The 25,363-nt window shown below is 61.9% G+C and carries 21 protein-coding genes; 11 read left to right on the top strand and 10 right to left on the bottom strand.

What is annotated here, in order from left to right; genetic code table 11:
* Window positions 1-41: 41 nt before the first annotated feature.
* The 3 genes from HP556_RS01310 to rocF all read right to left on the bottom strand — a co-directional run bounded on the left by HP556_RS01310 (window position 42) and on the right by rocF (window position 3,088).
* Window positions 42-1,628 carry an alpha-amylase family glycosyl hydrolase gene (locus tag HP556_RS01310; protein WP_175365623.1) on the bottom strand — a complete coding sequence of 529 codons (1,587 nt, stop codon included), beginning with the start codon at window positions 1,626-1,628 and terminating at the stop codon, window positions 42-44.
* An 87-nt stretch (window positions 1,629-1,715) separates the two neighbouring features.
* Window positions 1,716-1,988 (bottom strand): hypothetical protein, encoded by a 273-nt coding sequence (locus HP556_RS01305; protein WP_120287064.1) that lies wholly within the window; start codon window positions 1,986-1,988, stop codon window positions 1,716-1,718.
* A 131-nt stretch (window positions 1,989-2,119) separates the two neighbouring features.
* Window positions 2,120-3,088, bottom strand: a complete 969-nt coding sequence (gene rocF, locus HP556_RS01300; protein ID WP_175365622.1) for an arginase — start codon at window positions 3,086-3,088, stop codon at window positions 2,120-2,122.
* A 127-nt stretch (window positions 3,089-3,215) separates the two neighbouring features.
* Here rocF and glgX point away from each other — a divergent pair, with 127 nt between their 5' ends.
* Complete coding sequence (gene glgX / locus HP556_RS01295) at window positions 3,216-5,321, top strand: glycogen debranching protein GlgX (protein ID WP_175365621.1); 2,106 nt, start codon at window positions 3,216-3,218, stop codon at window positions 5,319-5,321.
* Window positions 5,322-5,464: 143 nt separating this feature from the next.
* The gene (locus HP556_RS01290; RefSeq protein ID WP_175365620.1) at window positions 5,465-6,313 is read left to right on the top strand and encodes a transglutaminase domain-containing protein; all 849 of its coding nucleotides are present in this window, start codon (window positions 5,465-5,467) and stop codon (window positions 6,311-6,313) included.
* Between the two features lie 62 nt (window positions 6,314-6,375).
* Here HP556_RS01290 and HP556_RS01285 read toward each other — a convergent pair whose 3' ends face one another.
* Together HP556_RS01285 and HP556_RS01280 are read right to left on the bottom strand one after the other, a co-directional pair.
* On the bottom strand, window positions 6,376-7,899 hold the full coding sequence (locus tag HP556_RS01285; protein ID WP_175365619.1) for a permease: 1,524 nt from the start codon (window positions 7,897-7,899) through the stop codon (window positions 6,376-6,378).
* A complete protein-coding gene (locus HP556_RS01280; protein WP_175365618.1) occupies window positions 7,896-8,648 on the bottom strand; it encodes an ABC transporter ATP-binding protein in 753 nt (250 codons plus the stop codon). Before HP556_RS01280 ends, HP556_RS01285 begins: the two co-directional genes overlap by 4 nt.
* 261 nt (window positions 8,649-8,909) lie before the next feature.
* Between HP556_RS01280 and HP556_RS01275 the strand changes: the two genes are divergently transcribed.
* From HP556_RS01275 to HP556_RS01260, 4 genes are all read left to right on the top strand, one after another.
* Window positions 8,910-9,605, top strand: coding sequence for a Crp/Fnr family transcriptional regulator (locus HP556_RS01275; RefSeq protein ID WP_120287070.1), 696 nt, complete (start codon window positions 8,910-8,912; stop codon window positions 9,603-9,605).
* Window positions 9,606-9,669: 64 nt separating this feature from the next.
* Window positions 9,670-10,074, top strand: coding sequence for a response regulator (locus HP556_RS01270; protein WP_175365617.1), 405 nt, complete (start codon window positions 9,670-9,672; stop codon window positions 10,072-10,074).
* Window positions 10,075-10,267: 193 nt separating this feature from the next.
* Window positions 10,268-12,229 carry a methyl-accepting chemotaxis protein gene (locus HP556_RS01265; protein WP_175365616.1) on the top strand — a complete coding sequence of 654 codons (1,962 nt, stop codon included), beginning with the start codon at window positions 10,268-10,270 and terminating at the stop codon, window positions 12,227-12,229.
* A 238-nt stretch (window positions 12,230-12,467) separates the two neighbouring features.
* Window positions 12,468-14,546 carry an ATP-dependent helicase gene (locus HP556_RS01260; RefSeq protein ID WP_175365615.1) on the top strand — a complete coding sequence of 693 codons (2,079 nt, stop codon included), beginning with the start codon at window positions 12,468-12,470 and terminating at the stop codon, window positions 14,544-14,546.
* On the opposite strand, the gene HP556_RS01255 is transcribed toward HP556_RS01260, so the two are convergent.
* Window positions 14,543-15,454, bottom strand: coding sequence for a LysR family transcriptional regulator (locus HP556_RS01255; protein WP_175365614.1), 912 nt, complete (start codon window positions 15,452-15,454; stop codon window positions 14,543-14,545). The genes HP556_RS01260 and HP556_RS01255 overlap by 4 nt on opposite strands.
* Window positions 15,455-15,582: 128 nt before the next feature.
* Here HP556_RS01255 and HP556_RS01250 point away from each other — a divergent pair, with 128 nt between their 5' ends.
* Together HP556_RS01250 and HP556_RS01245 are read left to right on the top strand one after the other, a co-directional pair.
* Window positions 15,583-16,524 carry a ring-cleaving dioxygenase gene (locus tag HP556_RS01250; protein ID WP_175365613.1) on the top strand — a complete coding sequence of 314 codons (942 nt, stop codon included), beginning with the start codon at window positions 15,583-15,585 and terminating at the stop codon, window positions 16,522-16,524.
* Entirely contained in the window at window positions 16,521-17,159 is a 639-nt protein-coding gene (locus HP556_RS01245) for an alpha/beta hydrolase (protein ID WP_175365612.1), read from the top strand. The genes HP556_RS01250 and HP556_RS01245 overlap by 4 nt, the downstream gene beginning before the upstream one ends.
* 195 nt (window positions 17,160-17,354) lie before the next feature.
* On the opposite strand, the gene HP556_RS01240 is transcribed toward HP556_RS01245, so the two are convergent.
* The 3 genes from HP556_RS01240 to HP556_RS01230 all read right to left on the bottom strand — a co-directional run bounded on the left by HP556_RS01240 (window position 17,355) and on the right by HP556_RS01230 (window position 20,736).
* Window positions 17,355-19,052, bottom strand: coding sequence for a thiamine pyrophosphate-binding protein (locus tag HP556_RS01240; RefSeq protein WP_175365611.1), 1,698 nt, complete (start codon window positions 19,050-19,052; stop codon window positions 17,355-17,357).
* A 208-nt stretch (window positions 19,053-19,260) separates the two neighbouring features.
* Complete coding sequence (locus HP556_RS01235) at window positions 19,261-19,584, bottom strand: hypothetical protein (RefSeq protein WP_175365610.1); 324 nt, start codon at window positions 19,582-19,584, stop codon at window positions 19,261-19,263.
* A gap of 141 nt (window positions 19,585-19,725) precedes the next feature.
* Entirely contained in the window at window positions 19,726-20,736 is a 1,011-nt protein-coding gene (locus HP556_RS01230) for a class 1 fructose-bisphosphatase (RefSeq protein WP_175365609.1), read from the bottom strand.
* Between the two features lie 155 nt (window positions 20,737-20,891).
* Here HP556_RS01230 and HP556_RS01225 point away from each other — a divergent pair, with 155 nt between their 5' ends.
* Complete coding sequence (locus HP556_RS01225) at window positions 20,892-21,863, top strand: LysR family transcriptional regulator (protein ID WP_175365608.1); 972 nt, start codon at window positions 20,892-20,894, stop codon at window positions 21,861-21,863.
* Between the two features lie 98 nt (window positions 21,864-21,961).
* Window positions 21,962-22,639 (top strand): biliverdin-producing heme oxygenase, encoded by a 678-nt coding sequence (locus HP556_RS01220; RefSeq protein ID WP_175365607.1) that lies wholly within the window; start codon window positions 21,962-21,964, stop codon window positions 22,637-22,639.
* A 6-nt stretch (window positions 22,640-22,645) separates the two neighbouring features.
* On the opposite strand, the gene hemF is transcribed toward HP556_RS01220, so the two are convergent.
* A complete protein-coding gene (gene hemF / locus HP556_RS01215) occupies window positions 22,646-23,539 on the bottom strand; it encodes an oxygen-dependent coproporphyrinogen oxidase (RefSeq protein ID WP_246297301.1) in 894 nt (297 codons plus the stop codon).
* A gap of 191 nt (window positions 23,540-23,730) precedes the next feature.
* On the opposite strand from hemF, the gene hemE reads away from it, so the two are divergent.
* Window positions 23,731-24,777, top strand: a complete 1,047-nt coding sequence (hemE, locus tag HP556_RS01210; RefSeq protein ID WP_175365606.1) for a uroporphyrinogen decarboxylase — start codon at window positions 23,731-23,733, stop codon at window positions 24,775-24,777.
* The last annotated feature ends 586 nt before the right edge of the window (window positions 24,778-25,363 follow it).

The raw sequence follows: 25,363 nt of genomic DNA, 5'->3' as shown, positions 1-25,363 counted from the left end.
ATGCCCGGGCTTGTCCCAGGCATGACGGCGGTGCAATTTACTCACCGCAGCCTGACGATCACGCCTTCATTGCCCGATAATTCCAGCGCGCCCGAAACATTCTCGCCATGGCGATCCAGTCCCGTCGCCAGCAATATTTCGCCGCCCCCCACATGCAATGATGCGGGCTCACCGCTGAGATTGAGGGCGATCAGAACCGTCTGCGCGTCATAGACGCGCCGATAGGCCAGCACATCGCCCTCAGCGTCCACAGGCTCATAGCCACCGAACACCAGTTCAGGCATGTGCTTGCGCAACTCGATCAACTTCACATAGAGGCTGAGGATCGAATGGGGATCGGCCGCGAGAGCAGCCGCATTCTGATGGTGGTAGTCCGTGTCCAGCGGCAGCCAGGGCTCGCCGGTCGTGAAACCCGCATGCTCGGTGGCACCCCATTGCATCGGCGTGCGGCATCCGTCGCGGCCGAGACCAATCCCAGGCACGTTCTTTTCGAACGGATCCTGAACCTGATCCGGCGCAATAGGCACCTGCTTCATGCCGATTTCGTCGCCGTAGTATAGCGTCGGCGTCCCGCGCAGCGTCAGCAGCAACATCGCGGCGACGCGCGCCTGAGCCATGCCAACCCGGCTGGCGACGCGCGGCCGGTCGTGATTACCGAGCACCCAATTCGGCCAGGCGCCAAGCGGAAGTGCCGCCTCGTAGCGCGCGATCAATTCGCTGATGGCAAAAGCATTCCACGGCGCAGAGAGCAGCGCAAAATTGAACGGCAGATGCGCACCCGACAGGTCACTTCCGTAATAGGCGACCAGCCGATCGAAGGGGAGATAAATCTCGCCTATCAGCACGCGATCGTCGAATTCATCGACGACGCGGCGCATTTCGACGACCACGTCCAGCGTCTCCGGCCGATCGGTCGAATAGAGCGGCAGGAAAGCCTCGTGTGGCGGGCGCCCGGCCGTGAAACTCGGATTTGTCGGGTTGTCGCGAAACTCCTCGTCCTTGATCAGATGCCAGATCACGTCGACGCGGAAGCCGTCGACGCCGCGTCGCATCCAGAACCGCATCACCTCATAGATGGCGTTGCGAACAGCAGGATTGCGCCAATTCAGGTCCGGCTGTTTGTCGAGAAAGGCGTGATAGTAATATTGCCCTGTGGCCTCGTCATACTGCCAGGAGCTGCCGCCGAATTCGGACATCCAGTTGGTTGGCGCGCTGCCGTCCGGCTTCGGATCGTGCCAGATATACCAATCGCGTTTGGGATTATCGCGTGACGACCGGCTTTCGACAAACCACGGATGCTGATCCGAGGTGTGGTTCGGCACCAGATCGAGAATAATCTTCAGACCATGACCGTGAGCCGCAGCCACCAGCACGTCGAAATCGGCCGATGTACCGAAGATCGGATCGACGCCGATATAGTCTGATATGTCATAGCCGAAGTCTGCCATCGGAGACGGGAAGATCGGCGACAGCCAGATCGCGTCGATGCCGAGCCGCCGCAGATAAGGAAGCCGGCCGACGATGCCCGCGAGATCGCCGATACCGTCTCCATTGGAGTCCTGAAACGATCGCGGATAGATCTGATAGATGGTGCCGGCCTGCCACCAGACTGTCGCTGCAGTTGCCATGGTCCTGTCACTCAATGTTCTGAGGCTTCCATCACGCACGAAAAAACGGCCCTTCCGAGGAAGGGCCGCCTCTCGTTCGACGCAATATTAGTAGCGTTCGATGACAGTACGACGTTCGACGCCGCCATCGTAATAGCCACGGTCACGATCACGGCTGCGCTTGATGATCACGGTCTCGTTGCGATCACGGCGATCGCGGTAGTAACCGCGGTCATAATCGTCGCGATAGCGGTCGCGGCCGACGGCGCCGACCGTAACGCCTCCCGGACCGACGCCGACGCCGAACTCCTGGGCCTTGGCTGGAATTGCGCTGCTGATGCCCGCCGCAGCAACGGCGATGATGGCAAGATGCTTAATCATGACGTGCTCCTCGTATGTGAACCATGAGGGAGCAATCCCGCGCTGCAGGGTTAGTTCCGAGACGATAACAAAACGATCATGCGTAACGCGCGCAAAGACCCGGAACCAATCGAGGTTTTGCCGACCGTAAACTAGCCGGGCGGTATAATTGCGTTGCTCGGTGTCGGCCGATCGGTGATCTGCTGCCCGAACAGGCTGCCGACCAGCTCGACCATCACCCGTGCGGTACGCCCGCGCTCGTCGAGAAACGGATTGAGCTCGACGACATCCAGCGAGCACATCAGCCCGGAATCATGCAGCAGCTCCATGATCAGATGCGCCTCGCGATAGGTGGCGCCGCCGGGCACCATGGTGCCAACGCCGGGCGCTGCCGCGGGATCGAGGAAGTCCACATCGAAGGACACATGCAACACGCCGTTGCGCGCCTTGACCCGCTCGATGACGCGGCGGATCAGGACGCCAACACCGAACTCGTCGATCTGCCGCATGTCTGCAATGGCCACCTTGCGTGCATGCACCAGCTCTTTCTCGAGCTTGTCGATGGAGCGAATGCCGAACAGATCGAGATTGTCCGGCTTGATCGAGGCCCGAGGCTCCGCACCGAGCAGGCCGTCGAGACCGGACTCGCCGCACAGAAAGGCCGCGGACATGCCATGCATATTGCCGGTGATGGTCGTGTGCGGCGTATTGTAATCGGCATGCGCATCGAGCCACAGCACGAACAATTCGCGCCCCTGCTCGTGCCAGTGCCTTGCCACGCCATTGACCGATCCCATGGACAGGCTGTGATCACCGCCCACGAAGATCGGAAGCGCGCCCGATTTGGCAAGCGTGTAGGCACGCGCACTCAGCGCCTGGATCCAGCTCTGGATCACACGGTAATGCTTGGCATTCTCCGGCGGCGCATCGGTCGACAGAGGCACAGACGGTGGCATGAGGTCACCGTGGTCTTCCACCTCGAAGCCAAGCTCTTCCAGCAGCGGCCCCAGGCCTGCCGTCCGCATGGCCGCCGGCCCCATCAAGGTCCCGCGCTGCGAGGCCCCGACTTCGACTGGCGCGCCCAGCAATGCGATGCGTTTGTGATGGGAGACGTCGGTCATAAGCAAAACTCCGGGCTAGCGACCCTCGCAGGCCAAGATATATTCCGAAACAGCCTGTTTGCATTGCAACGGAAATGCGGCGGCGCAGTTATCCCGCGCATTTTCATCACCAGACAGTGGGGCAATCGTGACGCACAGAGTAGTCGAAGAAGGTCTCCCCTATCCCTTTGGCGCGCATTGGGACGGAAAGGGCACCAACTTCGCGCTCTTCTCCGCCAACGCCACCAAGGTCGAGGTCTGCCTGTTCGACGGCGACGAGGAAACGCGAATCGAGCTGCCGGAATATACCGACGAGGTGTTTCACGGCTACATCCCCGACGTCAGCCCCGGCACTTTCTATGGCTACCGCGTCCATGGCCCCTATGAGCCGGAAAAGGGCCATCGCTTCAATCCGAATAAGCTGCTGCTCGATCCCTATGCCCGTGCCCATGCCGGTCAGCTCGAATGGAATCCGGCCGTGTTCGGCTACAAGATGGAAACCGGCGACGACACCACCTTCGACGAACGCGACTCCGCCCCGTTCATGCCGAAATGCGTGATTGTCGATCGCGACTTCGACTGGGCTGGCGAGGCCGGCCGGCAGCCGGTGCCATGGGACCAGACCATCATCTACGAGACCCACGTCAAGGGCTTCACCAAGCTGCATCCCGACGTGCCGGAAAAATTGCGCGGCACCTATGCCGGCTTCGGCAGCAGGCCTGTGGTGGATTATCTCTGCGGCCTCGGCATCACCTCGGTCGAGCTGTTGCCAATCCATACTTTCATCAATGACGACTATCTGCTGAACAAGAAGCTGGTGAACTACTGGGGCTACAATTCCATCGGCTTCTTTGCGCCCGATCCGCGCTACGCATCGGACGTGCCGAACTCGCTGCGCGAGTTCAAGGAGATGGTGTCAGCGCTGCATGCCGGCGGGCTCGAGGTCATCCTCGATGTCGTCTATAATCACACCGCCGAAGGCAACGAGCTTGGCCCGACCCTGTCCTTCAAGGGCATCGACAATGCCAGTTATTATCGGCTGCTTCCGGACAAGCCACGCTATTACATCAACGACACCGGCACCGGAAACACAGTGAACCTGTCCAATGCCCGCGTCATCCAGATGGTGGCGGACAGCCTGCGCTACTGGGTGCGGGAGATGCATATCGACGGCTTCCGCTTCGATCTCGGCACCATCCTGGCGCGCGAAGTCTATGGCTTCACCGAACAAAGCGGCTTCCTGAAAGCCGTCGATCAGGACCCATTGCTGACGACAGTGAAGTTGATCGCCGAACCCTGGGACATCGGCCCCGGTGGTTATCAGGTCGGCGGTTTCCCGCCCGGCTGGGCGGAATGGAACGACAAGTTTCGCGATACTGCGCGTGACTTCTGGCGCGGCAAAGCGCCGGTCGCGGCACTGGCACCGCGTCTCGTCGCGTCTGCGGACATGTTCAACCATCAGGGTCGCCGCGCCTGGGCCAGCGTCAATTTCGTCACCGCTCACGACGGCTTCACGCTGAACGACTGGGCGAGCTACAACGAGAAACACAACGAGGCCAATGGCGAGAACAACAAGGACGGCTCCTCCAACAACGCCTCATGGAATTGCGGCGTCGAGGGCCCGACCGACGACAAGGCCATCATCGCCCTGCGCGAGCGCCAGAAGCGCAATATGCTGGCGACGCTGCTGTTCTCGCAGGGCACGCCGATGCTGCTCGGCGGCGACGAATTCGGCCGCACGCAGAACGGCAACAACAATGCCTATTGCCAGGACAGCGAGATTTCCTGGTTCAACTGGAGCCTGACGACCGAGGGCAAGGATCTGCTCGCTTTCACCAAGCGGCTCATCAAACTGCTCGGCGGCTGCTCGGTCCTGCGTCGCAGCCGCTTCCTGACTGGCGAACACGATCCCGATCTCGACGTCCGCGACGTGACATGGATCAACGCCAATGGCGGCCCGATGGAAGACGCACATTGGAAAGATGGCAACATGAAATGTTTCGGCATGCTGCTGGACGGCCGTGCACAGAAGACCGGCATCCACAAGCCGGCGGAGGATCAGACCATGCTGATGATTCTCAACGGCTTCGAAGGACTGGTCGACTTCACGATGCCCGAGGCGTTTGGCGGACAAGCCTGGGAACTTCTGGTGGATACCAATATCCCGGACACGAAAGGTGGCGAGGATTTCCCGTTCGGCCATATGTATCAGGTGACCGCCCGCTCGCTGCTGCTGTTGTCCCTGAAGAAATAGCTTATGGCGCAGCGGGGCCGGCGCGGCCTCGCTGCTCACATTTTCTGCACATTCCTGTCACTGAACCTCGGAACGATGTTTGGTGACTACACTTGTCTGGCAACGATGAATTCCTGATTTGCCGAGCTAGTGGAGACGTAAAAGTGAAGATTCGCGCGGGCTACGACATCGCTTTCCAGTGTTTGCAGGAAACACCTATGATCCTGATGCTCAGCATTCATCCTTCGCGCGCGAAGGATTTGCAGAGCCCACACCGCATCCAGTTTTCCCACGACGTACAGGCGCATGACTATCTCGACATGTTCGGCAATACCTGCACGCGCATCGTCGCACCGCTCGGACTGATCGAAATCAAGAATGACTTTCTCATCTCCGATAGCGGGCTGCCGGATGCGGCTCCGCCATCAGGGCCGTTGCAGGCGGTCGGCGAACTGCCTGACGATGTCATGGTCTTCCTGCTCGGCAGCCGCTATTGCGACACGCAGAAGCTATCCGATCTGGCCTGGTCGCTGTTCGGCCATATCGAAGACGGCGCGGCGCGCGTCCAGGCCATTGTCGATTACGTGCATCAACGCATCGAGTTCGGCTATCACCATGCTCGCAACGATCGTACAGCCTTTGAAGGTCATGAAGAGCGTATCGGCGTGTGCCGCGACTTCGCGCATCTCGCTGTCACGCTGTGCCGCTGCATGAACATTCCAGCACGCTATTGTACCGGCTATCTCGGCGATATCGGCGTGCCCATCGATCCCGCGCCGATGGACTTCAGCGCCTGGTTCGAAGTCTACCTCGGAAGCAAGTGGTACACCTTCGATGCGCGTCACAATCATCCGCGCATCGGGCGCATCGTGATGGCCCGCGGTCGCGACGCTGCTGACGTAGCGATCTCCACCAATTTCGGCCCGACGCCGCTGGTGCGTTTTATCGTGGTCACGGAAGAGGTTTTTAGCGAAGCCACCCCCGCCATCGCGCCGATGTCGATGGTGGCCTGATCGTTGTTTCGAGCCAATCGTTGATTTCAAAGCCATCCGTGTCCGCGGGTGGCTTTGTCGTTTCAGGTCCTGACAGGACTGATCTTCCACGTCAGCGCCATCAAGCCCGCGGTCATGGCGCCTGCGATCACTGAGGCGATTGGCAGCACCAGTGCCAGCGCCGCCGTCGCAGCCCAGCCGATCGACGAGAAAGCTTCGGCGAAGGTCGCAATGCGCGATGACGTCTGACGTCGCCTGAACTGGCTGCGCCGCGCCTGCACCCTGAACCAGAGCTGGATGGCGGTAGCCGATCCCGCGGCCACGACAGTTGCCAATGCGGTTACCGCAGCCAGCCGCGGCGAGACCAGCGCGAGACCCACGACCATCGGCGTGAACACGACAGCTATGATGACCAGCACGACTTCGATCTTGGCCGCGATGATCGTGTTTGCCGGAAGCGGCGCGGTTGTGACCAGATCCGCAGCGTCTTCGCCGGAGATCGTCAGCCAGGCCAGGCCGCCGGCGAGCTGACCCGCGGCCATCACGATCACTGGCGCCAGCACGATGAAGGCACCCGCGCCATCGCCGAAACTGCGCCACAGCATCAGGGCTGGTGGCAACAGATACAGCAGCTGCATCAGGGTTTGCGAGACCAGCCACGGATCGCGCCACAAGAGGATAAACTCCTTGCGGCGCAAGGCGTTACGTCGAGAGCCCGGTCGAAACCGTCTTGCGACTTTCTTGCGTCGAACTTGCGCCAATGGTGCGGCACTGGCCACGTAGTTGCTGAATCGTGGCGAGAAGATCGCCATGGCGCTTCCCAGCAGGATCAACCCGGCCGCCAGCAGCGGCACCAGTGCTGCGATATCGCCAAGCATCGCGCGCGCGGGCCACCACACGATGCTGTTTGCTTCAGGCGCAAAGGCAGCTGCGGCATCGGAGGTCAGCACGGCGAAACGCGACAGCGTGCCGTAAGAGAGAATCGCCGCAACCTGCAATGCGATGACAAAGCCTGCGCCCGTGACTGCAGAAATGATCTGCGCAACCAGCCGCGTCTTGGCGGGGCCGCAGAGCTGAAACAGTCCGACCGTGATGGCGATGGCGCACGCAGATGCGGACAGGCCCATCGCGATGACGACGGCATAGGCGGAGAACCAGCGTGCACCGCCGCCGATCACCAGTACGTTGACAAAAGGCGTCGCCAGCAACATCGCCATCAGGGTCACCGTCAACGCGATAGCTGCGATTCGGACCGAGAACAGGTTGGTGAGCGGCGCCGGCGACGACATGATGAGATCGAGATCGGCGCGCGCATAGAACACGCGGGTGACGGACTCAATCGCCTGCGACAAAACGAGCGCCCAGGCGAGGAAGATACTTGCAGTGATGACAATCGCCGTTGATTGGTCGAGCGGCGTCTGTACATCTGCAAAGCGGCCGACCACCGCATAGGCCGGCAGATGCAGGAAGATCACGAAGACAATCAGCAGAAGCGAAACGCTGCGCGGACGCCAGCGACGGCCCGCCGTGAGCATGCCCAGCATCTCTCGCCACGCCAGCCGGACTTCATGGCCGGCAAACCACATCACGCTGGCGGATGGCGTCATGCGGCAACCGGCGCGCCGTCCACCAGCGCCACGAACATGTCCTCGAGGCTGGTGTCGCCCTGTCCGTTCTGCTGACGCAATTCGGCAAGCGTACCTTCGGCGATCAGCCTGCCTGCGGCGATCACACCGATCCGGTCGGCCATGCGTTCGGCGACTTCGAGAATATGCGTGGTCATGATCACCGTGCAGCCGGAGCGCACGCGATCCTGCAACAGGCCTTTGACATGACGCGCCGACACGGCATCGAGCCCGGTCAAAGGTTCGTCGAGAATGATCAGCCGGGGCTCATGCACCAGCGCGCCGGCCAGCGCTACCTTCTGGCGCATCCCCTTGGAGAAGCCTTCGCATCGCTCATGCAGATGTGGACCAAGACCTAGCGATGCCAACAATTCATGCGACGTGCGCTCGGCCGTTTCAGCATCGCAGCCCCATAGACCGGCAACGAATTCGAGATATTCGAGCGGCGTCAGCTTGTCATAGATCATCGGCTCGTCGGAGACCCAGGCCATGATCTGTTTCGCTGCAACGGGATCGGCGAGCGCGTCGATACCAAGTATCGACACCGATCCGGCATCGGGACGCAGCAATCCCGCGACCATGCGCAATGTCGTCGTCTTGCCGGCTCCGTTGGCACCCAGCAGCGCATAGAACTCGCCAGCACGAACCGTGAGATCGAGTCCGTCGACAGCTGGCCGATCGAAACGTTTCGTTAACCCTCGCAATTCGAGGGCAGCGTGTGTTGCGGACATGACAGACGATCTGCGCGTTAAGTTGCGTAGCAACATGGAGGGAAGTTATTTCAAGGCAGTGAATCCGATGACGTAACTACGCCGCCTCACGCGCCTGGTGGTATCTATATGCACATCGGGATTGATGACCCCATCAATCCTCCCACTCACGCATGTGCGTTTTGATCTCTTATGCCGGCAATTTAACTAGATCTGGCGGGAACAATACAACCCTGAATAGATTTACGCTGACCTGCAAAGATCGATCTCCGGAGATTCGCGATGACACGGCTAGCTGCCTTGAAGGTTCCTGCTGTAGCCGAGTTCGATGCGCCGTATTTTCTGACCTGTCCCGGCATCGGAAGGGTTACGACCGACTACAAGAAAAACCAGAACATCTTTTGTCAGGGTGAGACGGCAGATTCTGTTTGCTACATCCTGAGCGGACGTATCAAGCTCACGGTCCTGTCTGAACAAGGCAAGGAAGCCGTCGTCGGCCTGCTCGAACCCGGACAGTTCCTGGGTGAGGGTTGCCTGAATGGTCATCCGCTGCGTACCGTCACAACGACGGCGATGGAAGACTGCACGATTGTTACCATTAACAAGTCGGTGATGCTCGCCCATCTGCGCGACGAGCCGGCTTTCGCAGAATTCTTCGTCGCCTATCTTCTGTCGCGCAACAACCGCATCGAAGAAGATCTGATCGATCAGTTGTTCAATTCAAGCGAGAAGCGCCTCGCGCGCCTGTTGCTGATCCTCGCTCACTATGGCGAGGGAGGCGCCAGCCATCCCATCGATATCGACATCAGTCAGGAAATGCTGGCGGAGATGATCGGCACCACGCGGTCGCGCGTCAGCTTCTTCATGAACAAGTTTCGTAAGCTCGGCTTCGTCAGCTATGACGGACATATTCAGGTCCACAGGTCGCTGCTCGATGCGGCGTTTAACGAGAAGCCACATTTGCAACGTGGCATGTAGCGATGCGTGCGTAACCAGACAACCATGCTCCGCACTGGCGCGACGGCATCCGGGGGACCGGCAGATGGCAAGCATCCTGATCGTCGACGATGACAAGGTCGTTCAGATCTTCACCAAATTGATGCTTGAGCGCGAAGGCCACCGCGTCACCTGCGCGAGCGACGGCCCGCGCGCGCGCCACATTCTCCGCAACGCCGATTTCGATCTGCTCATCATCGATATCTTCATGCCCGGGATGAACGGGCTGGAGACGATGAAGCTGGCGCATCGGTGCCGCCCGGAGATCCCGATCATCGTCATGTCAGGTCACGCGGCCTCACCGGCAGGCGTGTCCGCGCCCGATTTTCTCGCGATGTCCACCGAGCTCGGCGCCGTCTGTCGCCTCCAGAAGCCCCTCAAATCGGCGGTTCTTCTCTCGCACGTGGACCGGTGCCTTGCGCCGGGGAATGGCTCGTCTCGGCTCCACTAGTATCCTCGCACATTCGATCACGACTGATGCTGGCATCGCCCGAAGCCAAATCTGCTGCGGCATAATGGAATCATGATACCAGGATACCTACACATCAGAGGTAATTAAGGGCTCCTTCACTCGGCTTCCCTATTTTCACGTGGAATTTCAGTGCCGCAGCAAAATTGCTTGCCGCGGTCCAAGGGGCATGTCGATGCAAGCACTCAATTCTATTTCAGCACGTATGATTGTCGCCATCACGCTCGTCGCTGCCGGATCGTGCGGCGCGCTCGCAGCCTTCAGCATGTGGCAGCAACAGGCGATCATCGACACAGCCCTTAGTCGCGAAGCGCATGATGACTACGCCAATCTCACGGCAGCGCTGAATGCCGAAACGCGCACGCTGCTCGCAGTTGCCGAGTCGATCGCGTCGTCACAGCCGATCAAGGACGCCATCAAGGCGAACGATCGTGCCAGTGCGCTCGCGAATCTGAAGGAGGCCCATCAGCGTATCAAGCCGCGCGGCCTCGAACTGATCACCATTCAAACACCGCCGGCCATCAGCTTCGCCCGCATCCACAATCCCGGCACCTTCGGAGACAACGTTTCCGAGCGCCGCAAGATGGTGGTGCAGGCGATGACCAGCAAGAAGTCGGTCGGCGGCATCGAGCCCGGCCGTGATGCGCTCAACGTCTTTGGCGTAGCACCGGCGATGGATGGTGATACCATTCTCGGCACGATCGATGTCGGCGCTCCGTTCGGCAAGACTTTCGTCGACACCATGAAGTCGCGTTTCGGTGTCGATGTCGGCATTCACCAGATCGACGGCCAGGCCGGCAAGACGCTGGCGTCCACCCTGAAGTCGGCTGCTCCGGGTGTCGATATGCTGCGTCGCGCGCTTGCCGGCGAAGTTGTGACCCAATATGGCGAACTCGACAACAAGCCCGTTGCCACGACCTTCGGCGCAATCAAGAGCTTTTCGGGCGACAACATCGCCGTCTTCGAAATCACCCGTGATACCAGCGGATATCATAGCCTGATGCGATCCTCGCTGAATTGGCTGGCCATCATTTCTGCCTGCGTGCTGCTGCTCGCCGGTGCCATCGCAACCTTCATGGGCCGCTCGATGGCGAAGCCGATCCGCGCACTCGAAACTGCGATGCGGACCATTGCGGGCGGTAATCACACGATCGCGGTGCCGGGTGCAGGCCGCAAGGACGAGATCGGCTCGATGGCCGGCGCCGTCGAAATCTTCAAGACCGGGCTGATTGAAACCGAGCAGCTGCGCGCCGCCCAGGAAGAGCAGCGCGAGCGCGCCCAGCTTGATCGCCGCGACACCATGAGTGCTCTCGCCTCGCGCTTCGAGGGCAGCGTTGGTACCGTAGTCACCGCCGTTGGTTCGGCTGCCGGCGAACTCCGCACAACCGCGCAATCGATGGCGGCCACCGCCGAGGAATCGACCCGGCAGACCGCAGCTGTCGCGGCAGCATCCGAGGAGGCCACGCAGAGCGCTCAGGCAGTCGCCGCTGCTATCGAGGAGCTCAATGCCTCGATCAGCGAGATCGCACAGCAGGTCAACGAATCTGCCCGCGTCTCCGGCGATGCAGTATCGCAGGCCAACGTCACCAATAGCGAAGTGCAGAGCCTTGCGGAGGCCGCGCAGAAGATCGGCGACGTCGTCAAGCTGATTAGTGAGATCGCTGCGCAGACCAACCTGCTCGCACTCAATGCCACCATCGAAGCGGCCCGCGCAGGTGAAGCCGGCCGCGGCTTCGCCGTCGTCGCTTCCGAAGTGAAGGCACTGGCCACCCAGACGTCGAAGGCAACGGACGAAATCTCGGCACAGGTCGGCGCGATTCAGAGTGCCACGAAGCTCTCGGTGGGTTCGATCCAGAGCATTACCTCGACCATCGGCCGCGTCAGCGAGATCGCAAGCGCCATCGCCGCCGCCGTCGAGGAACAGGGCGCAGCCACGCTCGAAATCGCCCGCAACGTCGCCGAAGCCGCCCGCGGCACCGGCGAGGTCTCGCAAAACATTGCCGGCGTCAATGACGCCGCCCGCGAGACCGGCCTCGCCGCGTCGCGCGTGGTGGAGTCGGCCGCGGACCTGTCACGCAACGGCGAAGACCTCCGCACGCAGGTCGATGTGTTCCTCCGCGAAGTGCGGGCGGCGTAATCGTCTGCAACACGCTCATATGTCGTCCCCGCCTAGCACGCCGAAGGCGTGCGCGGGGCGGGGACCCATAACCTCCGACGTCGTCAGGGAAACAGACCTCTCCACCTGCGCATCACCGAAACTCGGTGTGTATGGATCCCCGCTTTCGCGGGGATGACAGCCGAAAGGGAAGTGCCGCTCTTCCATTGCGAACAAAGCGGGAATCAGCGAGCGTGATTCGTCACCTCGGATACATGCCTTGCTCGCTCAAGCCTCTTATCTCGACGCCCTCAATCCAGAACAACGCCGTGCCGTCGAGCATGGCGTGTTCCCGCATGGGAACAGCGTCACGTCAGCTCCGCTGTTGGTCATCGCCGGTGCCGGTTCCGGCAAGACCAACACCCTCGCCCATCGCGTGGCGCATCTGCTCGTCAACGGCGCCGATCCGCGCCGCATCCTGCTGATGACCTTCTCACGGCGCGCGGCCAGCGAGATGAGCCGCCGCGTCGAGCGCATCGCGCGCCAAGTGATGGGCGACAATACCGGCGTCATGACCGATGCGCTGGCCTGGGCTGGCACATTCCACGGCATCGGCGCGCGGCTCCTGCGGGACTATGCCGAACAAATCGGACTCGATCCCGGTTTCACCATTCACGACCGCGAGGATTCCGCCGACCTGATGAATCTGGTCCGGCACGAACTCGGCTTCTCCAAAACCGAGACGCGCTTCCCGACAAAAGGCACATGCCTCGCGATCTATTCCCGCTGCGTGAATTCCGAGACCGAACTCGATCAGGTGCTCGGCGCATCCTATCCGTGGTGCGCGGCGTGGTCAGCCGAGCTGCGCGAGCTGTTCGCCAGCTATGTCGAAGCCAAGCAGAAGCAGAACGTGCTCGATTACGACGACCTGCTTCTATACTGGGCGCAGATGGCGAGCGAACCGCTACTGGCTAGCGATATCGGCGGTCGCTTCGATCACGTGCTCGTGGACGAATATCAGGACACCAATCGCCTGCAATCGGCGATCCTGCTGGCGCTGAAGCCGCATGGTCACGGCCTCACCGTCGTCGGCGACGACGCGCAGTCGATCTATTCGTTTCGCGCCGCCACAGTGCGCAACATTCTCGATTTTCCCAGGCAGTTCAGCCCACCCGCGCAAATCATCACGCTCGACCGCAACTATCGATCCACGCAACCGATCCTGGCAGCGGCCAATGGCGTGATCGATCTTGCGCGCGAGCGCTTCACCAAAAATCTCTGGACCGACCGCGTCTCCTCCGCCAAGCCGCAACTCGTCACCATCCGGGACGAGACCGATCAGGCCCGCGCCATCGTCGCGCGCGTGCTCGACAATCGCGAAGGCGGCATGAAGCTGAAGGAACAGGCCGTGCTGTTCCGGACGTCGTCGCACAGCGGATCACTCGAAGTGGAGCTGACGCGGCGGAACATTCCATTCGTCAAATTCGGCGGCCTGAAGTTTCTCGACGCCGCGCATGTGAAGGACATACTGGCGCTGCTGCGTTTCGTGGAGAACCCACGTGACCGGGTCGCCGGTTTCCGGCTGATGCAATTGCTACCCGGTGTGGGGCCAGCTTCCGCACAGCGCGCGCTGGATCACATGATCGCGGCACCCGATCCGATCGACGCCCTCGCTCACGCGCCGGCGCCGCCGCGCGCAGCAGCCGACTGGCGCGGCTTTGTCGAGGTCATCAGCGAGATCAAGTCACGCCGTGCGGGCTGGCCCGCCGAACTGGAACTGGCGCGACGCTGGTATGAGCCGCATCTCGATCGCATTCACGAGGATTCGCTGACGCGCCGCGCCGATCTGATCCAGCTCGAAGCGATCGCGTCAGGCTATCCGTCGCGCGAACGCTTTCTCACCGAACTCACGCTCGATCCGCCTGACGCGACCAGCGATCAGTCCGGCGTGCCGCTGCTCGACGAGGACTATCTGATCCTCTCGACCATCCATTCCGCCAAGGGGCAGGAATGGAAGTCTGTCTATGTGCTGAATGTGGTCGATGGCTGCATGCCGTCGGATTTGGGCACCGGGACATCAGCGGAGATCGAGGAAGAGCGCCGGCTGCTTTATGTGGCGATGACGCGCGCCAAGGACGATCTGCATCTGATGGTGCCGCAGCGTTTCTTCACCCACGGCCAGCACGCACAAGGTGACCGCCACGTCTATGCGTCGCGCACCCGCTTCATTCCGGAAGCGCTGCTCGGCCTGTTCGAGCGCACAACCTGGCCGCAAGTGGCCGCCGCTGATCCCGCGCGCGCGGCGGCGCAGGGTGTGCGCATGGACATCAATTCGCGGATGCGCGCGATCTGGCGCTAGAGCTTCTCATCCCACTCCGGCACGCCGCTGAAGCGCGCCGCCAGGAAATCGATGAACAGCCGCACTTTTACGGCGAGATGCCGCGTGGGCGGATAGATCGCATAGAGCGTCAGCGGCGGTGCTTCGTAGGTATTGAGCACGCTGCGCAGAGCGCCCGCGCGCAATGCATCGCCGGCAATGAAGGTCGGCAGCAGCGCGACGCCCCTGCCCTTGATCGCGGCATCGCGCAGTACTTCAGCATTGTTGACGCAGAGCGTCCAGCTCGGCTGGATCCAGTGATCGTTGCCATCCCTGCCGGTCAGCTTCCACTGATTGCCCGTGAGTAGGAAGCCATAGGTGAGCAGCGCGTGGCTGCGCAGATCCTCCGGCAGCTTCGGCGTGCCGTGCTGCTTGAAGTAATCAGGAGATCCGCAGACGACGCGATCGATGGCGACGATTTTTCGCGCGATGAGACTTGAAGACTCCAGGTCGGCGATGCGAAGCGTCACGTCGAAACCGCCCTGCATCGGGTCGACCTGATCGTCCGACAGTACGAGTTGAATCTGCAACTCTGGGCACTGCGCCATGAAGTCGGCAATGGCAGGCCCGAGCTGCAGCGTGCCGAATGACATCGGCGCATTGACGCGCAGCAATCCGCGCGGCGTCGACTGCGCCTGCGCCACCGCCTGATCGGCGGCTTCGAGATCGGCGAGGATGGTCAGCGCGCGCTCGAAATAGGCCTGACCGTTCTCGGTCGCGCTGGCATGGCGCGTGGTGCGGTTGAGCAATTGCACGCCGAGGTCCTGTTCGAGCTCGCCGACATATTTCGAGATCGCCGAGCGCGACAGCCGCAGCTGCCGCCCTGCTTCGGAGAAGCTGCCGAGTTCGACGACTTTGACGAAGGCGCGCAGGCTGTTGAGCTTATCCATGGAGCATTCCCGACTGTCCCCAATTCATAGACAGTCATGTCACAAATGGCCAGATTGTCTTTGAACGGGGATGACCCAATTATCCCGGCAACGGAAGACGAGACGCCTTCCTAACCAGGAGACAGACCATGTCAGGCATCCACCATGTCACCGCAATCGCCGGTAACGCCTTGCGGAATTTCGATTTTTACACCCGCGCGCTGGGCATGCGCTTCGTCAAGAAGACCGTCAATTTCGACGATCCGGGCACCTACCACTTCTACTACGGCGATGAGACCGGCAAGCCGGGCACCATCCTGACCTTCTTCCCGTGGGAGCATGCGGCCCCCGGCCGTGGCGGCGTGGGCCAGACCCAGCAGACTTCGTTCCGGGTCCCTGCCCGCTCGCTCGGCTACTGGACGCATCGCTTCATCGAGAAGGGCATTGCCCATGAGGCGCTCGAAAAACGCTTCGGCCAAGCCGTGCTGCCCTTCACCGATCCGGACGGCATGAGCCTCGCTCTGGTCGGCGTTGCCGGCGCGGAGAACGAGCCCGGCTGGAGCAATGGCGACGTTCCGGCGGAGCACGCGATCCGCGGCTTCCATGGCGTGACGCTTCTGCTAGAGAAGGCCGAGAAGACCAGCGCGATCCTCACCGACGTGTTCGGCTTCAAGGAAACCGCGCGTGAAGGCTCGATCATTCGCCTGAGCACCGACAGCGTCGAAGGCGGCATTGTCGACATCTATGAGGCCGGCGGTTTCCTGCCGGGTCGTCAGGGCCGCGGCTCGGTGCATCACATCGCTTTCCGCGCCGTCGATGACGCCGATCAACAGGTGATGGCCAACAAGCTGGTGAAGACCCACGGCCAGCAGCCGACGGAGCAGAAGGACCGTAACTACTTCCGCTCGGTCTATTTCCGCGAACCCGGCGGCGTGCTGTTCGAGATCGCCACCGACATCCCCGGCTTCGCCGTGGACGAGCCCGTCGAATCCCTCGGCGAGCATCTGAAACTGCCCGCGTTTCTCGAAAAGCATCGCGGCGAGATCGAGCGCGTATTGCCGGTGCTCGACACGGAAAAGGTGACGTCATGAGTAACGACCTGTCCCACATTCATCGCTTCGCGCCGGGCAACCGGCGCGAGGCAACGCCGCTCCTGCTGCTGCATGGCACCGGCGGTGACGAAAGCGATCTGCTGCCGCTCGGCGAGGCGATTGCGCCCGGCGCAGCATTGCTGTCGCCCCGCGGTCAGGTGCTGGAGCACGGCATGCCGCGCTTCTTCCGCCGGCTCGCCGAAGGCGTGTTCGATGAGGACGACGTTCAGCGTCGCGCCAATGACCTTGCAGACTTCGTAGTCGAAGCCCGCAAGCGCTACGGGCTCACAGCACCGATCGCGCTCGGCTATTCCAACGGCGCCAACATCGCCGCCGCGATGATGTTGTTGCGACCGGAGGCGCTGGCCGGCGGCATATTGTTGCGGGCGATGGTGCCGCTACGTAACGCGCCGGTGACGGATCTCGCTGGCAAGCCGGCACTGATCGTGTCGGGCCAATCCGACCCGATCATCCCGCCAAGCAATTCGCAGCGACTTGCCGTGATGCTGACGAAGGCGGGCGCCGATGTACAGCACCGCACGCTGCCGGTTGGCCATCAGCTCTCGCAGGCAGATCTGACCATTGCGAAGGAATGGTTGGGGAATGTTGAAGCAACGAACCAAGCCGCGGCATAACCTCTCCCCGCCCGGCGAAGCGAAGCTTCGCTAGGCGGGGAGAGGTCGAAGGCGAGCGCAGCGGAGCCTTCGGGTGAGGGGGAGTTAGTGGTTTGCGCTTAAGTGTATCATGCGCTCCCCCTCACCCGGCTTTCACGCGCTCCGCGCGCTTCAGCCGACCTCTCCCCGCCAAGCGGGGAGAGGTAAGAAGGCCAATTACAAGTTCGCGCCGCTGAACATCTCGCTGTACCAATCCGCGATCAGCTTTGGATTGATCCGGCCGTCGACGATGAACACGCCCTGCGCACCATCGGCGACCCAGGTCTTCACGGCATCGAGATCGGCGAGCGTCCGCACAACAACGCCATCGGCGCCATATCCGCGCGCGATGGCCGCAAAATCGGTCACCGGGAATTGCGCCATGCCGGCGTTGTAGCCTTCCGGCCCGAAGTGATGCACTTCGGCGCTATAGGCGCTGTCGTTATAGATGAAGATGCAGATGCGCTTCTTCAGCCGGACGGCAGTTTCAAGCTCCGCGATCGACATCAGGAAGCCGCCGTCACCGACCGCGAGCACTGTCAGCCGCTCCGGCTGCGTCACTGCCGCACCGATCGCGCCGGCAAGGCCGAGGCCGATGGACTGGAACGCGATCGGAATGCACCAGCCTTTATGATCGGGCGCGGAAATATAACGCGTCACCCAGCCGACGAAATGTCCACCGTCGACAACGACCGTGCGATCCTTCGGCAGGATATCGTCCATCGCCTTGCTCAGCGTGCGCGGATCGATGTGCTCGGCAGTGCTGGTGTCGTCATAGGCCAGATTATGATTGCCTCTGGCAGTCATCACCGCGGCAACCTCGGGCGTGCGCCAGCCAGCCTCGCTGGGCGGCGTCTTATCAAACGCCTGCAACACGGCAGTGGCCACAGCCGATGCATCGCCTTCGAGTTCGAGATCGACCGGGCGATGCACGCCGATGCGGCCCTTCTCGACATCGATCTGCACGAGCTGGGCATAGTCCGAAATCAGCTTGCCCTTCTTCGTGGTCCACATGTTCAGCGACATGCCGAAGGCGAGGATCATGTCGCTCTGCGCGATTAGCTCAGCCGTTGCTTTCGAGGAGAAGCCTCCGGCAACGCCGAGATTCCACGGATGACCGGAAAACATCCCATGCGCCTGCAACGACGTCGCCAGCAACGCGCCGATTCTGTCTGCCAGTTGAACCAGTAACGGCTGCGCATCGGCCACGACAGCGCCATGACCCGCCAGAATCAGCGGTCGCTTCGATGTCCGGATCGTCGCAACAAGTTCATCCAGCTTCGCCGGATTGATCGTGACCCGCGGCATGATCGGCAAATGCTTCTTGCCCATCGTCGCCGTCACCGGCATTTCCTGCACATTGATCGGCAGGCTGAGCACGACCGGCTTGCGCTCGCGCAGCGCCAACGACGCGGCCTTCCAGGTGTCGGCATACGCGCTCTGCGCATCGGCGATCTGCCGCCACTCGCCGCCGACCGCGTGAACAAGTTCCGACTGATTGAAGGCAAATGCCGACTGCTTGTCGCCGAGCACCACGTCACCTGCGAGAACGAGCAATGGCGTGTCGCTCTTGGCAGCTTCGCCGATGCCGGTGATCGCATTGGTGAGACCGGGCCCCGCCGTCACACTGACGATCGTGAGATCGCGCGTCAGACGCGCAGCCACATCGGCCATGCTCACCGCGCCGCCCTCATGGCGTGCAGCAACGAATTCGACGCCGAATTCGGTGAGGCCGAGCGTCACCTTGAAGTTTGCGCCCCCGACGAGGCCGAAACAGCGCTTGGCGCCGATGTCGGCGATCGCGCGTGCGACTTCGCGCCAGACGGTCGAGCTGGCAGTGGTGTGGTCGAGAACTGCAGCGGATGAGGATGTCATGAGGTCACTTTGCACCGATCGCGATCTCCTCGACATTCAAGGATCGGGCCAAAGTAGTTTAGGTCTAAAGGAATTGCCATATGTCGATCGCGCTGGCCCAATCACGTGATCGGGAGAGCGGAACAGACGCAGAATTGCCATCTGCGGTGATCCGCAGTGGCCAATTCCGCGTAAATGCAGCCTTATTTAAGGGCAGATCGACTGGCGGCTACGCCCGTCCGGCGATCACCATGCTGTGCAAATCGTCAGCCATCTTCGGCGCAGCAGCGCCTTCAAGCGACGATCGCAGGGCCTCGATATCGGCATCCGGGACCGGGCGCCATCCGCAAGGGCACTGGCCGTCCTGATGGGCCGCCGCAACTTCGCGATAGGTCGCGCCGACCGCGGTTGCCAGAAGACGCATGACCACATCGGGCGCCAGACGCGAACTGTCGAGCACGCGGCAGAATGTCGTCATGATGGCCTGGTTGAGATAGGTCTGTGCCGAATTCTCGTCGGTGATATCAGAGACCTTGACCTGCTGCGGAAGCATGCGCGTATCCTTTGCGACCCCTGCGTTTGTCTAGGCCGCGGCCACATCATGCTCAACTTGTTTCGGGCTGGTTGGACTTAGAAGCCCTCAAGCCTGTCATGTTTTGAATGGCTCAAAACAGGATGTATCGTGCGCACACCGCTATTCAGCTGCAGCCTGCGCTTGTCCCGCGCTGGCATCGAGATGCATGGCCTCGATACGTCTCACCTTGCTGATCGAACCCATGATCAGCGGCACGCGCTGATGAATCGCCGTCGGCGCGAGATCGAGAATACGCACACGACCCGTGGTCGCACCGCCGCCGGCCTGTTCGACGATGAAAGCCATCGGATGCGCTTCGTAGACGAGACGCAGTCGGCCATCGGCATAGCCCTTGCGCGCATCGGACGGATAGAGAAATACGCCGCCGCGGATCAGGATGCGATAGGCCTCGGCGACCAGGGCTGCGATCCAGCGCATGTTGAAATTCTTACCGCGCGGGCCTTCGACGCCGGCGAGACACTCTTCGACGAAATCGCGCACCGGTGCTTCCCAATGACGATGGTTGGACGCGTTGATCGCATATTCCGAACACTCGGCCGGGATCTGCACACGCACCCGAATGCGCTTGTAGCTCCCAGCGGCGCGATCGAGCGTGAAGATATCGACGCCGTCGCCGAGCGTGAGGACCAGCGAGGTCTGCGGGCCATAGACAACGAAACCGGCAGCGATCTGCGCGCTGCCTTTTTGCGTGAACGGCACAGCGCCCTTCGAGGTCGGCATGATCGAGAAGATCGTTCCGACCGTCATATTGGTTTCGATATTCGACGAACCATCGAGCGGGTCATAGGCAATGTCGAGCAACCCGCCGCTGTCACTTATATCCGCCGTCTCGGCTTCCTCAGAGGCCAGCGCGGCCCAGGACACCGGCTTCAGTGCCGCGCGAACGATCTCGTCGGCGCGGACATCGAGATCCTTCTGCACGTCGCCGTCGGCATTCTGCGCGCCCTGCGCCTCGCCGGTGATCCCGGCCAGCGCACCGCAGCCGATCAGGTCGGAGATTTCAATGGAGGCCTTGGCGAAGGCATCGACCGCAGCAGCCACCGCCAGCCGCAGCGGGTCCTGTCCGGCGTAGTCAGCCGTATATCGGGACAGGGGCATGTGGTCGGTCATCGCAATCTCCGCAAAATACTGGGCTCCTTCTGGCACATGGCCGCGTCCGGAGTGCCCGGGAATGGCAGAAATGGGCCATTTTGCCCACAGATATTGACCGGCTGGGCCAAATAAAGGAACTTTCGTAAAAATTAGGCGGCGAAAGTTTTCCTTATATGACGAAGCGCTTCCGCGACATTTCGATCCGCCAGCTGCGTGCACTGGCCGCCGTCGCCGCCAGCGGCAGCATTACGGCGGCAGCTTTGAAGCTGCGCCTGACACAGCCGGCAGTCACCTTGCAACTGCGCAACTTGCAAGGCCTCGCTGGCCTGCCGCTGATCCAGCGCACCGGCGACGGGATGGTTCTGACCGATGCCGGCCGCGAGGTGCTGGCGCTGTCGGAACGGATCGAGGCGGCGATGGCCGCCTGCGCAACATCGCTGGACATGATGGCCGGCAAGACCGGTGGGCGCATCTCCATCGGCGCCGTCAGCACCGCGAAATACTTCGTGCCCTTCGCAATCTCGGCCTTCGCGAAGCTCCATCCCAAGATCGAGATCTTGCTGACGGTCGGCAATCGCGAGGAGACCATCGCAGGCCTGCGCAACTACGATCTCGATATCGCGATCATGGGCCGGCCGCCGGCCGGGATCGACATGGATGTGAACCTGATCGGCGATCATCCGCATGCGATCATCGCGCGAAGCGACCATCGCCTCGCGGGCAAGGCGCGCCTCTCCATGAGCGATCTCGCAGGCGAGACTTTCCTGACGCGCGAGCCCGGCTCGGGCACGCGCGGGTTGATGGAGCAACTGTTCGAGAGCGCAGGCTTGCGCGCCACGATCGGCATGGAGATGGACAGCAACGAAACCATCAAACAGGCCGTGATGGCCGGGCTCGGCATCGCCTTCATCTCCGCGCATACGGTGGCCACCGAACTGGAGCAGCGGCGACTGGTGATGTTGGATGTGATCGGGCTGCCGATCATCCGGCAATGGTTCGTGCTCAATCGCAAGGACAAGGTGCTGCTGCCGCCGGCGCAGGCGATGCGCGCCTTCCTTGCCGCACAGGGCGCGCAGTTCCTGCCTGCGACGGAAACCGGCAAATCTGCGCCGGTACGCCGCAAGTCCCGCAGCCGCGCGCTGTAGCAACAGGCCTGGCCTCACCTTGTGGCATCCGGCGAGGGTGATATGGTGTCACCAGCCCGAGCGCCAACACATCCCTTTATCAGTCATCGGAGAATTCAATGCCTGCTGCCTCGGCAGATAGCACTGCGCCCGTCAGCGTCGTGACCGCCCTTTATCTCGGCACCAAGGTGCTTCACACCGAAGCCGAGCGCTCCGGCATCATCAAGGACATGTTGCGCGGTGACGTCAGCCGCAAGGGCTATGTCCTGCTGCAACGAAACCTGCTGGCGGCCTATCAGGCGCTGGAAGCCGGACTTGAGAGCCATCGCGACACGCCTGTGCTCGCCGCACTCGCCCAGTATCGGCTCGATCGCGCATCGGCGATGCAAGCCGATCTCAATGTGCTGTGCGATGGCGATTTCTCCGCTGTGCCGATGCTGCCTGCCGGCGAAGCCTATGCCAAGCGCATCGCGGATGCCGCCAAGGGCGACGGCGAATTGCTGATTGCCCATGCCTATACGCGCTATCTCGGCGATCTCTCCGGCGGCCAGATTCTCAAGCGCCTGCTCGCCAAGAAGCCCGGCCTCGCGCCGGAGGAATTGTCGTTCTACGACTTCCCGGCCTATGCCGATTTGGCAGCGCTGAAGTCGGACTATCGCACCGCGCTCGATGAAGCCGGCAAGCTTGCCAAGAATCCGCAGGCGATCATCGATGAAGGCTCGGTCGCGTTCCAACTCAACACGGATCTGTCCTGGGCCGTGCAGGGTGCGATCGAACAGGCGCCGAGCGTAGCCTGATCGACCTTACTTCCAGCTGACCAGCGGCGGCATCGAGCTCAGAATGTTCTCGACGTTGCCGCCGGTCTGCAGGCCGAACATCGTGCCTTTGTCGTAGAGCAGATTGAACTCGACATAGAGGCCGCGCGTTTCAAGCTGCTGCGCGCGCTCTTCCTCGGTCCAGGCTTCCTGCATCCGTGCACGCACGATGCGGGGATAGACATCGAGGAAGGCGGAGCCGACATCACGCGTGAATGCGAAGTCCTTCTCGAAATCACCGGTGTTGAGCTGATCGTAGAAGATGCCGCCGACGCCGCGCGCCACGCTGCGATGTGGCAGGAAGAAGTAGTCGTCGGCCCAGGCCTTGAACTTCTTGTAGTAAGCGGGGTCATGCGCATCGCAGGCGCCGCGCATCGCGTCGTGAAACGTGATCGTATCCGGCGCATCGACCTTGCGCTGCTCGGGCAGCATTGGCGTCAGATCCGCGCCGCCACCGAACCAGCCCACGGCCGTCGACAGGAAGCGCGTGTTCATGTGCACGGTCGGCACGCGCGGGCTGCGCGGATGCATGATCAGGCTGATGCTGCTGGAGACGTAATCGAGCTGCGATCCGCCGCCCGGCATTTGCCGCGCCATTTCCGGCGACAGCTTGCCGTTCGCGGATGACGTATGGATGCCGATTTTCTCGAACAGCCGGCCGCCCGAGAGGAAGCCGCCGACGCCGCCGCCGATGCCCGTCGCGCGGGTCCACGGCTTGTAGGTGAAGGTGGCCGGCGCGCCCGGGAACAGCGCCTGCGGCGCCTCGCGCTCCAGCGCCTCGATCTCGGCGCAGATGCGGTCGCGGAGGGATTCGAACCAGACCTTGGCACGGGTGCGGTTCTGTTCGATTTCTGGACTGACGATCGGGGTCATGATGTTCATGGTCTTTTCGCTCATGATGTTCGTACAGTCTATATGCCGCTTGCGGCGCGATGACACCTTGAGATGCGTCAAAAGCGTGAGGCGAATCGCCCGCTTTTGCGAAATTGCCGCGCCTCGCCAAGAGCGCAGCGGCGGTGTATCAGAGGCGGCAAAATCATGCCTTTCGGCACCAGTTTCCGGAACCCAAGCATTTGACCCAGTCCGCGCCCCGCAAGCCGTTCCTCGATGTCCTCGCCGGCCAGCGTCAGGCGGTGCCGCCGCTCTGGATGATGCGACAGGCCGGACGCTATCTGCCCGAATATCGCGAGGTCCGCGCGCAGGCCGGCGGTTTCCTCGATCTGTGTTTCAATCCGGATTTCGCCACCGAAGTGACGCTGCAGCCGATCCGGCGTTTCGGCTTCGATGCCGCGATCATCTTCTCGGATATCCTGGTGATCCCCTATGCGCTCGGCCGCTCGGTGCGTTTCGAGGTCGGTGAGGGCCCGCGGCTCGATCCGCTGGACACGCCGGAAAAGGTCGCGACGCTCTCACCCGAGGCCGACTTCACCAAGCTCGAACCGGTGTTCGAAGCACTGCGCCGCGTGCGCGCGCAGCTCGATCCGAAGATTACGCTGATCGGATTCTGCGGCGCGCCCTGGACCGTTGCGACTTATATGGTTGCCGGCAAGGGCACGCCGGATCAGGCACCGGCGCGGATGATGGCCTATCGGCATCCGGAGGCCTTCGCAAAAATCATCGACACCATCGTCGAGAACTCGATCACTTACTTGCTCAGTCAGCTCAAGGCCGGCGCCGACGTGCTGCAGATCTTCGATACCTGGGCCGGCATACTGCCCGCGGCGGAATTCCAACGCTGGTCGGTGGAGCCGACCAAGCGCATCATCGCAGGTGTGCGTGCAAAGGTGCCGAATGCGAAGATCATCGGCTTCCCGCGCGGCGCCGGCGCGCTGCTGCCGAGTTATGTCGGCGCCACCGGTGTCGATGCCGTGAGCATCGACTGGGCCGCCGAGCCGTCATTCGTGCGCGAGCGGGTGCAGAGCCACGTCGCCGTGCAGGGCAATCTCGATCCGCTGGTACTGATCGCCGGTGGCGCCGCGCTCGATCGCGCTGTCGATGACGTGCTGGCGAATTATGCCAGCGGACGCTTCATCTTCAATCTCGGCCACGGCATCCAGCCGGAAACGCCGATCGCCCATGTGGAGCAGATGGTGAAGCGGGTGCGGGACTATCGCGGATAACACCCCGCGCAACTCGTAGGATGGGTAGCGCCAACGGGTCGCGCAAAGCGCGCCCGATGATAAACTCCGCGAAACCCATCGCTTTCCTGGCTTGCAATTGATGGGTTTCGCTCCGGCGCAAGCGCGTCTGCGCTCTACCCATCCTACGATACTCATCACTCTCCACCGTCATGGCCGGACTTGTTCCGGCCATCCACGTCTTCCTTTGTCCGCCAAGGCGTGGATACCCGGCAGACGCCGGGCATGACGGAGTTTGTTTTGAGCGTTCGCGCGCCACGTCATCGCATTCAACTGTCAAACAGCCACGGCTCTTCAGACATGCGTCATCACCCCCATTGTTTGCGGCGCGGGGGCGCCGTCGTCCTTTGCATTCCCACCCTCTTGTGAGAGGGCGTGCGGAACGCCGGGTGCCCGTTGCACCCTTGGGCCTGATGCGATGCGGTCTTCCGCAGAGTAGTGTGCATCAGGACTTTCGGAGGCGCCGAGCGAGTGCCCGACGTTCCGCCTGCGGTGTTTTTTCGGTTGCTTGCACTTTGCCTCGACGAACGCTCCGATCGCGAATTAAAGTCCCAAGGCGATGGGAAGG

The organism is Tardiphaga robiniae (genome assembly GCF_013359755.1).
GTDB lineage: Bacteria > Pseudomonadota > Alphaproteobacteria > Rhizobiales > Xanthobacteraceae > Tardiphaga > Tardiphaga robiniae.
The sequence above is the reverse complement of the archived record's forward strand: the minus strand, read 5'-3'. Positions and strand labels throughout refer to the sequence as shown.

Excerpts from the sequence above, each read along its gene's own strand:
- HP556_RS01285 (WP_175365619.1), bottom strand. The coding sequence starts at position 7,899 with ATGACGCCATCCGCCAGCGTGATGTGGTTTGCCGGCCATGAAGTCCGG.
- HP556_RS01270 (WP_175365617.1), top strand. The coding sequence starts at position 9,670 with ATGGCAAGCATCCTGATCGTCGACGATGACAAGGTCGTTCAGATCTTC.
- HP556_RS01225 (WP_175365608.1), top strand. The coding sequence starts at position 20,892 with ATGACGAAGCGCTTCCGCGACATTTCGATCCGCCAGCTGCGTGCACTG.
- HP556_RS01250 (WP_175365613.1), top strand. The coding sequence starts at position 15,583 with ATGTCAGGCATCCACCATGTCACCGCAATCGCCGGTAACGCCTTGCGG.
- HP556_RS01240 (WP_175365611.1), bottom strand. The coding sequence starts at position 19,052 with ATGACATCCTCATCCGCTGCAGTTCTCGACCACACCACTGCCAGCTCG.
- hemF (WP_246297301.1), bottom strand. The coding sequence starts at position 23,539 with ATGAACATCATGACCCCGATCGTCAGTCCAGAAATCGAACAGAACCGC.
- HP556_RS01235 (WP_175365610.1), bottom strand. The coding sequence starts at position 19,584 with ATGCTTCCGCAGCAGGTCAAGGTCTCTGATATCACCGACGAGAATTCG.
- HP556_RS01275 (WP_120287070.1), top strand. The coding sequence starts at position 8,910 with ATGACACGGCTAGCTGCCTTGAAGGTTCCTGCTGTAGCCGAGTTCGAT.
- HP556_RS01220 (WP_175365607.1), top strand. The coding sequence starts at position 21,962 with ATGCCTGCTGCCTCGGCAGATAGCACTGCGCCCGTCAGCGTCGTGACC.
- HP556_RS01280 (WP_175365618.1), bottom strand. The coding sequence starts at position 8,648 with ATGTCCGCAACACACGCTGCCCTCGAATTGCGAGGGTTAACGAAACGT.
- HP556_RS01230 (WP_175365609.1), bottom strand. The coding sequence starts at position 20,736 with ATGACCGACCACATGCCCCTGTCCCGATATACGGCTGACTACGCCGGA.
- HP556_RS01265 (WP_175365616.1), top strand. The coding sequence starts at position 10,268 with ATGCAAGCACTCAATTCTATTTCAGCACGTATGATTGTCGCCATCACG.
- HP556_RS01245 (WP_175365612.1), top strand. The coding sequence starts at position 16,521 with ATGAGTAACGACCTGTCCCACATTCATCGCTTCGCGCCGGGCAACCGG.
- rocF (WP_175365622.1), bottom strand. The coding sequence starts at position 3,088 with ATGACCGACGTCTCCCATCACAAACGCATCGCATTGCTGGGCGCGCCA.
- HP556_RS01310 (WP_175365623.1), bottom strand. The coding sequence starts at position 1,628 with ATGGCAACTGCAGCGACAGTCTGGTGGCAGGCCGGCACCATCTATCAG.
- HP556_RS01305 (WP_120287064.1), bottom strand. The coding sequence starts at position 1,988 with ATGATTAAGCATCTTGCCATCATCGCCGTTGCTGCGGCGGGCATCAGC.
- HP556_RS01255 (WP_175365614.1), bottom strand. The coding sequence starts at position 15,454 with ATGGATAAGCTCAACAGCCTGCGCGCCTTCGTCAAAGTCGTCGAACTC.